Consider the following 9,753-nt stretch of genomic DNA (forward strand, 5'->3'; position numbering starts at 1 on the left):
GCGTCCCACTTGCTGCCGTCCGATCCCCATACCGACGGGCCGATGCCCGGGGTGTCGGACGGGCCGATGACGACGGCGCCGGCGCCGTCGCCGAGCAGGAAGGAGATGGTGCGTTCGGTGTTGTCGATGACGTCGGAGAGTTTCTCCGCCCCGACCACCAGCACGTACTTGGCCGCGCCGGAGCGGACCAAGGCGTCCGCCTGGGCGATGCCGTAGCAGTACCCGGCGCAGGCGGCGGAAATGTCGAACGCCGGCGCCGGGGTGGCCCCGAGGCGGTCGGCAAGGCTCGCGGCGGCGGAGGGCGTCGCGTAGGGGTGGGTCACGGTGGAAACGATCACGGCGCCCAGTTCGGACGCGTCAACGCCGGCCTTCTGCAGGGCCTCGCGGGAGGCGCCTTCGGCCATGTCGATGACGCTGACGTTGGCGGAGGCCCGGTGGCGGGTGATAATGCCGGTGCGTTGCCGGATCCATTCGTCCGAGGAGTCGATCCACTGGCAGACGTCCTCGTTGGTGACGATAACGTCGGGCCGGTAGGCGCCCACGCCCATCACCCGGCTGTTTTCATTGAGGGGGGCCTGCTTCAGGGTCGGAGCGCTCATTTCACTCCCTCCAGTTCTGCGAATAGGGCCAAGGCGGCGGAAAGGTCATCCGGGGTCTTGACGGTGACGGTCTTCACGCCGGGCATGCCGCGCTTGGCCAGTCCGGCCAGCGTCCCGGCCGGGGCCAGCTCGATCACGCCGGTGACGCCGCGTTGCACGAGGGTCTCCATGCAGCGGTCCCAGCGCACCGGCCGCGACACCTGGGCGATCAGGCTGTCGACGGCGGCGCCGCCCTCGGTGACCTCGGCGCCGTCGAAGTTGGACAGCAGCGGGACCTGCGGTTTCCGCGGGTGCAGCGAGGGCCGGAGGGCCTGCAACGCAGCGACGGCGGGGGACATGTGCGAGGTGTGGAACGCGCCGGCGACCTTCAGCGGGATCACGCGGGCCTTGGCCGGCGGATTCTCGGCGAGGGCCTTGAGCTGCTCCAGGGTGCCGGCGGCCACGGTCTGGCCGGCGCCGTTGACATTCGCCGGGGTCAGGCCGCAGGCCTCGATCGCGGCCAGGACTTCGACGGGGTCGCCGCCCACGACGGCGCTCATGCCCGTGGGGGTTGCCGCGGCGGCGGCGGCCATCGAGTTGGCGCGTTCGCGGACGAAGGTCATGGCTTCGGTTTCGGTCAGCACGCCGGCGAGGGCGGAAGCGGTGATTTCGCCCACCGAGTGTCCGGCGAGGATGACCGGAAGGGTGTCCAGTTCGACGTCGAAGAGGGACTTGGCGGCCACGAGTCCGGCGGCGACGATCAGGGGCTGCGCGACGGCGGTGTCCTTGATGGTCTCCTCGTCCGAAGTCGTTCCGTGGGCAGTGAGGTCGATACCTGCGATTTCGCTAAGGGAGGCCAGGTGGCCTGCGACGGGAGGCAGTTCCAGCCAGGGGGCGAGAAAACCAGGGGTCTGGGAGCCCTGTCCAGGGCAGACGATTGCAAGCACGTATCCAGCTTTCCAAATTGCCGCGTGATTCATCGGTACTTTCATGCACCAAGCTCACCGGGTCGGTTTGTAGGAAGTCTACAACGGGTCAGGTGTTGTTGCGGGACGGCTGGCGTTCCGTGGAGGGCCTGGGCGGGGTCGAAAGCCTGCCCACCACCAGCGCCGCCTGGAGCACGAACGCCTCCCGGGGGATCAGCGGGTCCCAGCCGGTGACGTCGCAAACCCGCTTGAGCCGGTACCGGACGGTGTTGGCGTGGACGAAGAGCTCGCGGGCCGTCGCTTCGAGTGAATGGCCCAGTTCGAGGTACGTCCCGAGGGTTTCCACCAGCCCATTGGACGCGGCGAGCAGTGGCCGGTAGATGTTCTTGACCAGTGAGCGCCTGGCGGCGTCGTCCCCGGAGATCACGCGCTCCGGCAGCAGGTCGTCGGCCGCCACGGGGCGCGGCGCGGACGGCCAGGCCCGTGCCGCGGTCAGGCCGGCGAAGGCCGACTGGGCGGAGCTGCTGGCCTCCGGCAGCGAGGCAGCCTCGGCCCCGTAGACCACCGGGCCCGGGGCGAAGAGTTCGCTGAGCTTCTGGCACGCGGTCTCGCGGTCCTGCACCCCGCCCAGGATGAGGATGAGCCGGTCGCCCTGGATGCCGACCAGGGCGTCCTCGGCGAAGCGGCCGGCCGTGCGGCGCAGTTCGCTGACATAGCTGGCGTTCGGTTCGGACGGCGAATTTCCCACCATCACGGTGAAGCGTTCCTGGGCTTTCCAGCCCAGCGCGGCAATCCGGGAGCGGAGCGCATCGGTGTTTTCGCCGCGCAGGATCGCGTCGACTATGAGCGCCTCCAGCCGGGTGTCCCAGGAACCGCGGGTCTCGGCGGCGCGGGCGTAGACGTCGGCCGCGGCGAACGCCACCTCGCGCGAGTAACGCAGCACTGCCTCGCGCAGGGCGGCCTGGTCGGCTTCCGGTGCGATGACCGGGACCTGCTCCTCGACCACCTCCACGACGATCCGGATCAATTGCAGCGCCTTTTGCAGGCTGATCGAGCGGGTGAGCTCGGTCGGTGCCGTGCCGAAGACATCGGAGAGGATCCAGGAGGGCGAGCTGGGCCGCTCGAACCAGGTCACGAACGCGGCGATGCCGTTCTGCGCGACCATGCCCAGGGCGGACCGTTCATCGGAGTTCAGCCGGCTGTACCAGGGCAGCGACTTTTCCAGCTGACGCAGGGTGGTTGTGGACAGCTGGCCCACGCTGGACCGGAGCTTTTTGAGCGTCTCGGCTTTCTCCGGGGTCAGCGCCCGCATGGCCGGCTTGCGCTTTGCGGGAGTGGTGGTGGGCTCTGCCATGCTTCGAGCATACGGCGCAGGCGGGCCAAGCTCCATTTGTGCAAAGGCTACAAGTCGCGTTGGGCTGGATCACACCGGGTTAAACGCCCGACGGCGGCCCCCACCAGAGTGGGAACCGCCGTCGTGGTGTCTCCTGCGCCGCTGGCGCGGGTTAGGCCTCGCCGCCCGCGTTGCCGGTGGTGCCGGCGTTGACATTGAGAAGGCGGTACTTCTCGATGGCCTGGGCCGGGGCCTGGGCGTCGACCTCACCGCGGCGGGCCAGCATCTGCAGCGAACGGACCACGATCGAGTGGATATCGTTCTTGAAGAAGCGGCGCGCGGCGGCGCGGGTGTCCGAGAAGCCGAAGCCGTCGGCGCCGAGCGAGGCGAACTCGTTCGGGACGAACTGCCGGATCTGGTCCGGGACGGCCTTCATGTAGTCCGAGACGGCCACGATCGGTCCGGTGGCGCCTGCGAGCTGTTCAGTGACGAACGGGACACGGGCAGGCTGGCCCGGGTTCAGGAAGGCGTCTTCCTCGGCGGCCATGGCATCGCGGCRCAGCTCGGTCCAGGAGGTCACGGACCAGACGTCGGCGGACACGCCCCAGTCCTCGGCGAGGATCCGCTGGGCCTCGATGGCCCACGGGACGGACACGCCGGAGGCGAGGATCTGCGTGCGCGGGCCGTCGATCTTGGCCGGTGCCAGCAGGTAGATGCCCTTGACGATGCCCTCGACGTCGAGCTCCGCCGGGGCCACCGGCTGGGAGATCGGCTCGTTGTAGACAGTGATGTAGTACATCACGTTCCGCGACGGGTCGTTGTCGGCCAGCCCCGGACCGTACATCCGGTTGAGTCCGTCGCGCATGATGACGCCGATCTCATAACCGTAAGCAGGGTCGTAGCTGACGACGGCCGGGTTGGTCGAGGCGAGGAGCGGAGAGTGGCCGTCGGCGTGCTGCAGTCCTTCGCCGGTCAGGGTGGTGCGGCCCGCGGTTGCGCCAATCACGAAACCGCGGGTCATCTGGTCCGCGGCGGCCCAGAAGGAGTCGCCCGTCCGCTGGAACCCGAACATCGAGTAGAAGACGTAGATCGGGATCAGCGGTTCGCCGTGCGTGGCGTAGGACGTGCCCGCAGCGGTGAACGCGGCCACCGAGCCGGCCTCGTTGATGCCGGCGTGGACGATCTGCCCGGCGATGGATTCCTTGTACGCCAGGACAAGGTCGCGGTCCACCGACAGGTAGTTCTGGCCKTTSGGGTTGTAGATCTTGGCGGTCGGGAAGAACGCGTCCATGCCGAAGGTGCGTGCCTCATCGGGGATGATCGGCACGATCCGGGAACCGAACTCCTTGTCCCGCATCAGGTCCTTGAGCAGGCGTACGAAAGCCATGGTGGTGGCGGCAAGCTGCTTGCYGGAACCACGGTTGGCGACTTCGTAGGCCTTGTCGCCCGGCAGCGTCACATCGGTGTGCTTGGAGCGGCGTTCGGGGAGGAATCCGCCCAGTGCCTGGCGGCGTTCCATCAGGTACTTTATTTCCGGGGCGTCGGCGCCCGGGTGGTAGTACGGCGGCTGGTACGGGTCGGCTTCAAGCTGCTCGTCGGTGATCGGGATGCGCAGGTGGTCGCGGAAGGCCTTCAGGTCCGCGAGCGTGAGCTTCTTCATCTGGTGGGTCGCGTTGCGGCCCTCGAAGTGGGTGCCAAGGCCGTAGCCCTTCACCGTGTGCGCCAGGATGACCGTCGGCTTGCCCTTGAACTCGGTAGCGGCCTTGTACGCGGCGTAGACCTTGTTGTAGTCGTGGCCGCCGCGCTTGAGGTTCCAGATCTCCTGGTCCGTCATGTCCGCGACCATGTCCTTGGTCTGCGGGGTCTTGCCGAAGAAGTGTTCACGGACAAAGCCGCCGGACTCGGCCTTGTAGGTCTGGTAGTCGCCGTCGACCGTCTCGTTCATGATCTTGACGAGGGAGCCGTCTTCGTCCTTATCGAGCAGGGCATCCCACTCGCGGCCCCAGACGACCTTGATGACGTTCCAGCCGGCACCGCGGAAGAACGCTTCGAGTTCCTGCATGATCTTGCCGTTGCCGCGGACCGGGCCGTCGAGGCGCTGCAGGTTGCAGTTGACCACGAAGTTCAGGTTGTCCAGCTTGTCGTTGGCCGCGAGCTGCAGCAGGCCGCGGGACTCCGGCTCGTCCATTTCGCCGTCGCCCAGGAACGCCCAGACCTGCTGGTCGGAGGTGTCCTTGATGCCGCGGTTGTGCAGGTAGCGGTTCGACTGGGCCTGGTAGATGGCGTTCATCGGGCCGATGCCCATGGACACGGTGGGGAACTCCCAGAATTCCGGCATGAGGCGCGGGTGCGGGTAGGAGGAGAGGGCGTGTCCTTCCTTGGACTTCTCCTGCCGGAASCCGTCCATGTCCTCCTCGGTCAGGCGGCCTTCCATGAACGCGCGGGCGTACATGCCGGGGGAGGCGTGGCCCTGGAAGAAGACCTGGTCGCCGCCGCCGGAGTGGTCCTTGCCTCGGAAGAAGTGGTTGAAGCCGACCTCGTAAAGGGTCGCAGCGCCCGCGTAGGTGGAGATGTGGCCGCCGACGCCGATGTCCGGCCGCTGGGCCCGGTGCACCATCACGGYGGCATTCCAGCGCAGCCAGGCGCGGTATTTGCGTTCGATCTCTTCATCGCCGGGGAACGGCGCTTCCTGGTCCACCGGGATCGTGTTGACGTAGTCCGTGGTGGTTACCATCGGCACGCCCACGCTTTGTGCGCCGGCCCGCTGGAGCAGGCTGCGCATGATGTACTGGGCACGTTCGGTGCCCTGTTCCTGAATCAGGGTGTCCAGGGACTCCAGCCATTCGGCGGTCTCTTCCGGATCACGATCAGGCAGCTGGTTAGTCAACCCGCTGAGGATATGGGAGGTTTCTTCTCCTGCAGCCACGTCCAACCTCTCTTTGAGCGCATTCATCGGCACCCTCAGCTCCGGCAGGGTAACTGCCTGGCGTGAACGCGACGTGTGCGACATATCGGTAACAGCAGCCCGGTCCTGTGCGCCGGGCTAGGTCCAATCACAACCATCCCTGTTGTAGGAGCGGTCGGTTGTCCGCGCAGGCATGGTCGTCATCAGCCACTCTAGCCGGGCGAGTCCGCGGATGCGTAGCCGTCGCGTGGGGCCGCCGCCGTATTTCACGGGCATACTGGTTCTGTGACAACGAGGCCTCCCGGGTTCCCAGGAAGGCCCGGTGTGACGCAGAATATGGTGGATCGCCGGGTCTGCAGCTTGAAGCGAAAGCCCAAAGGGTGTTGGCTGGTAGTAATGGAAATCACTAGCGGCACAGGCACTTCAAAGCAAGACAGAATGCAGCACTTGAAATTGCAGTACGCGAAATTGCAGTACCCCAAGCGGGGCACCAGGAAGCACCAACAGCATAGGAGCAACACGTGAGCGAGGCCGACGCCGCCACTTCGGTAAATGTGGCGGAAAAATTGGGTTTCAAAAACGGGGATCTGATTCAGGAATTCGGTTACGACGACGACGTCGACTTCGACTTGCGTGACGACATCGAGGACCTCACCGGCTCTGAACTCTTCGACGAGGACGACCACGAGGTAGTAGACGCCGTTATCCTCTGGTGGCGGTCCGACGACGGCGACCTCGTTGACACCCTGGTCGGTTCGCGGACCACCCTGACCGAAGGCGGCGTGGTCTGGGTGCTGACCCCCAAGAACGGCCGTGTCGGTTACGTTTCGCCGGCGGAGATCCAGGACGCCGCTCCCACCGCCGGGCTGCACTACACCACCTCGGCGGGCGTCTCCAAGGACTGGAGCGCCACCCGCCTGGTCACGCGGAAGAACAAGTGACCCAAGCCGCTCCCGCCGCTGCGGCCGGCCCGGTTTCTCGCGTGCCGGCCGTCGGTGACGCGGCGCCGGACTTTGAGCTGGTCAACCAGTTCGGCGAGCCGGTCCGGCTTGCCGCCCTGCGCGGCCGCAACGTGGTCCTGGTGTTCTTTCCCTTCGCGTTCTCCGGCATCTGCACAGGGGAACTCTGCGAAATCCGCGACAACCTGGCCCTTTTCGACGATGGCAACGCCGTCGTGCTGGGGGTGTCGGTGGACAGCAAGTTCGCGCAGCGTGCGTACGCGGAGAAGGAGGGGTACACCTTCGATCTCCTCGCGGACTTCTGGCCGCACGGTGCCGTGGCGCAGCAGTATGGCGTTTTTGATCCCGCCAGCGGCATGGCCCAGCGCGGCACATTCATCATCGACGCGGACGGAATCGTCCGTTACGTCGTCGTGAATCCCCGCGGGCAGGCCCGGGACTTCGCCGAATACCGGTCCGCCCTGGCCGCACTCGCCAGGACCTGACGGCGGGGGCCGGGGCAATGAGGCAGCGGCGGCCCGGGGTCGGCATGACCGGCTTCGCCAGCCTGCCTCCAGTTGCGGCCGCCGAACCGGCGCGCAGCGAACTGGAGGTTCTGCAGGAAATTCACGCCGTCCTGGCGGGGGAGCGCTTCGCGCTGCTCACCGGCGCCGGGCTGAGCACGGACTCTGGCATCCCGGACTACCGGGGCCCCGGCGCGGCGCCGCGCGCGCCGATGACCTACCAGGAATTTATTGGCGCTGCCGAGAACCGCCGGCGCTACTGGGCGCGGAACCACATCGGCTGGTCGCATCTGCGCCGGGCTGACCCGAACCCCGGCCACGCGGCCGCGGCCCGGCTGGAACACCGGGGACTGCTCACGGGCCTGATCACGCAGAATGTGGACCGGCTGCACGAGGACGCCGGAAGCGTCAACGTGGTGGACCTGCACGGTCGCTTCGACAAGGTGGTCTGCCTGGGCTGCCAGCGCCGCTACAGCCGCTCGCTGCTGGCCGGCGTGCTCGAGGAACTCAATCCGGGGTTCCTGGCCGATGCCCTTGCTGCCGGCGTCGTGGAAATGGCACCCGACGCCGACGCGACCGTGGAGGACTCGGACCTGATCGCGGGCTTCGTCGTCGCAATCTGCCCGGCCTGCGGCGGCACACTGAAGCCCGACTTCGTCTACTTCGGCGAGAACGTCCCGAAAGACCGCGTGGAACGCTCCTACGCCATGGTGGACGCCGCCGCGGCGTTGCTGGTGGCGGGCTCATCCCTGACCGTGATGAGCGGGCTGCGGTTCGCCCGCCACGCGGCCAAGCAGGGAAAGGCGGTGGTGATCATCAACCGGGGGCAGACCCGGGGTGATGACCTGGCCACCATCAAGCTGGAGGCCGGCGTCAGCGAATCCTTGACCTGGCTCGCGGCGGAACTCCCAAGCCTCTGAGACAGTTCCCTAAGGCTCGTGCCGCGGCCGACACCGATTGGCGTTTCCCGCGCCGGTTCCGGTAGAGTCATTGTTCGTTGGTTGACGCGCCCGTGTGCGGAAACAACGAATTGGGTCTTTAGCTCAGCTGGTAGAGCGCCACGTTTACACCGTGGATGTCATCGGTTCGATCCCGGTAGGACCCACCACTGAAAACCCCGTTGCGGCAGGCTGAGAGGCCGGCCGCGACGGGGTTTTTTGCTGCGCCGTTTGCTGCGTTTTTTGGCCGGGGTTGGGCTGCGCGCAGAATGTCGGTGCCTATCAGTACCGTCGCTGGCATGGAACACGTCTTAGTAAAAACCGGCCCGGACGGGCACCCCCTGGCCGTGGTCCGCGGTGGCCGCGAATGGTTTGTCGGCGCGCAACCCGTGCGCTGGTTTGAGCGGGTGAGCTGGTGGGAGGCCGAGCGCCGGATGCCGAAGGGCCTGAGCCGGGTCGACGTCGAGGTGTGGCAGATTCAGGCGCGACTGGGCCGGAACAGCGGATCCGCGTTGACCACCATGGAAATTATCCGGGACGGCCTGGGCGGCGGCTGGCGACTGCGGGAGGCGGTGGCGGACGCCGCCTAGCCGCAGACTGTAGCCTCCGGGCACTGGAAAAGCCTTCGGGCAATGGAAAAGCCTCCGGGCAATGGAAAAGCCTTCCACCGCGACTATTGGGGGATGCCGCGGTGGAAGGCTTGTAAAAAATATACCGTGAATGAGTCCAAATGTGAAACGCAAAGCGGTTGAATTACACCATCGTCAGGACTAACTGCGGCGGCGGCACGGCCGGCAGACGGCCGCCGCTCGCGCCGCTTACCGGTGCTGGACGGGAAGAAAGACCCGGGGCTGGTCCTTCCAGCTGGGTTCCATTTCCGCGATCGTTTCGCGCATGATCTTGTTCGAGGCATCACGGGCGGCGGCGCCGTCGCCGGCTTCAATCGCCTCAGCCACGTCCACGTGCCACTGCAGCGCCGAAGCCCGAGGGTGGTCCGGCATCAGGCCGTGCACGGTGCGCCCGGTGAGAGTCTCGGCGACCTGCCCCACCATGTTGGCGAACATCTCGTTGCCGGAGCCGGTCAGCAGCAGCGAATGGAACGCGATGTCCAGTTCCAGGAACCGCGGCACGTCGCCGGCCTCGCCGGCCTTCCGCATGGCGTGCGAGATGTCCACCAGTTCGCTGCGGAGTTCAGCCGGGGCGTTGCCGGCCGCCAGCTCCGCCGCCACCGGTTCGACGGCGGTCCGCAGCTCGGCCAGGGAGCGCAGCTGGGCACCCCGGCCCTCGCCGGCCAGACGCCAGCGGATCACGAGCGGGTCGAACGGATTCCAGCGGCTGGYGGGCAGCACCCGGATGCCGACGCGTTTGATCGTCTCGACCAGCCCCAGGGACTGAAGCACGCGCACGGCTTCGCGCACCACCGAGCGGGAGACCTTTAGCTCGTCCTCGAGATGTTCGGCCAGCATGACGTGGCCCGCGGGTAGCTCACCGGCGATGATGCGGGTTCCCAGGTGCTCGATGGCACGATGATGGAGGCTGGTTGACATAGTCGTAAGCATAGTGGCGCGACCTCCGATCCCCACGAGCGCAGTCGCGGCTGTGACGTAAAAC

At 66.9% G+C, this 9,753-nt stretch carries 8 protein-coding genes, 1 tRNA gene and 1 pseudogene; 5 read left to right on the forward strand and 5 right to left on the reverse strand.

Going from position 1 to position 9,753, the window contains the following annotated elements:
* The 4 genes and pseudogenes from AB4Y86_RS04855 to aceE all read right to left on the reverse strand — a co-directional run.
* Positions 1-599: pseudogene (locus AB4Y86_RS04855) on the reverse strand (3-oxoacyl-ACP synthase); the annotation flags it as partial.
* Positions 596-1,525 (reverse strand): ACP S-malonyltransferase, encoded by a 930-nt coding sequence (locus tag AB4Y86_RS04860; protein WP_441400591.1) that lies wholly within the window; start codon positions 1,523-1,525, stop codon positions 596-598. The pseudogene AB4Y86_RS04855 and the gene AB4Y86_RS04860, both read right to left, overlap by 4 nt.
* Positions 1,526-1,613: 88 nt before the next feature.
* Positions 1,614-2,858: a PucR family transcriptional regulator gene (locus AB4Y86_RS04865; RefSeq protein ID WP_441400593.1), complete on the reverse strand. Its 1,245-nt coding sequence runs from the start codon at positions 2,856-2,858 to the stop codon at positions 1,614-1,616.
* 151 nt (positions 2,859-3,009) lie between these two features.
* Positions 3,010-5,790 (reverse strand): pyruvate dehydrogenase (acetyl-transferring), homodimeric type, encoded by a 2,781-nt coding sequence (gene aceE, locus AB4Y86_RS04870; protein WP_441400595.1) that lies wholly within the window; start codon positions 5,788-5,790, stop codon positions 3,010-3,012.
* A gap of 473 nt (positions 5,791-6,263) precedes the next feature.
* Here aceE and AB4Y86_RS04875 point away from each other — a divergent pair, with 473 nt between their 5' ends.
* The 5 genes from AB4Y86_RS04875 to AB4Y86_RS04895 all read left to right on the forward strand — a co-directional run bounded on the left by AB4Y86_RS04875 (position 6,264) and on the right by AB4Y86_RS04895 (position 8,732).
* Entirely contained in the window at positions 6,264-6,683 is a 420-nt protein-coding gene (locus tag AB4Y86_RS04875; RefSeq protein ID WP_441400597.1) for a DUF3052 domain-containing protein, read from the forward strand.
* Positions 6,680-7,186, forward strand: coding sequence for a peroxiredoxin (locus tag AB4Y86_RS04880; protein WP_441400599.1), 507 nt, complete (start codon positions 6,680-6,682; stop codon positions 7,184-7,186). The genes AB4Y86_RS04875 and AB4Y86_RS04880 overlap by 4 nt, the downstream gene beginning before the upstream one ends.
* A 17-nt stretch (positions 7,187-7,203) precedes the next feature.
* Positions 7,204-8,124 carry an NAD-dependent protein deacetylase gene (locus tag AB4Y86_RS04885; protein WP_441400601.1) on the forward strand — a complete coding sequence of 307 codons (921 nt, stop codon included), beginning with the start codon at positions 7,204-7,206 and terminating at the stop codon, positions 8,122-8,124.
* A 112-nt stretch (positions 8,125-8,236) separates the two neighbouring features.
* A tRNA-Val gene (locus AB4Y86_RS04890) sits at positions 8,237-8,312 on the forward strand.
* Between the two features lie 129 nt (positions 8,313-8,441).
* Positions 8,442-8,732, forward strand: coding sequence for a hypothetical protein (locus tag AB4Y86_RS04895; RefSeq protein ID WP_441400603.1), 291 nt, complete (start codon positions 8,442-8,444; stop codon positions 8,730-8,732).
* Between the two features lie 228 nt (positions 8,733-8,960).
* Here AB4Y86_RS04895 and AB4Y86_RS04900 read toward each other — a convergent pair whose 3' ends face one another.
* Positions 8,961-9,689, reverse strand: a complete 729-nt coding sequence (locus tag AB4Y86_RS04900; RefSeq protein WP_441400605.1) for a FadR/GntR family transcriptional regulator — start codon at positions 9,687-9,689, stop codon at positions 8,961-8,963.
* Positions 9,690-9,753: the final 64 nt, after the last annotated feature.

This window comes from Arthrobacter sp. 2YAF22_2, assembly GCF_052114645.1.
GTDB lineage: Bacteria > Actinomycetota > Actinomycetes > Actinomycetales > Micrococcaceae > Arthrobacter.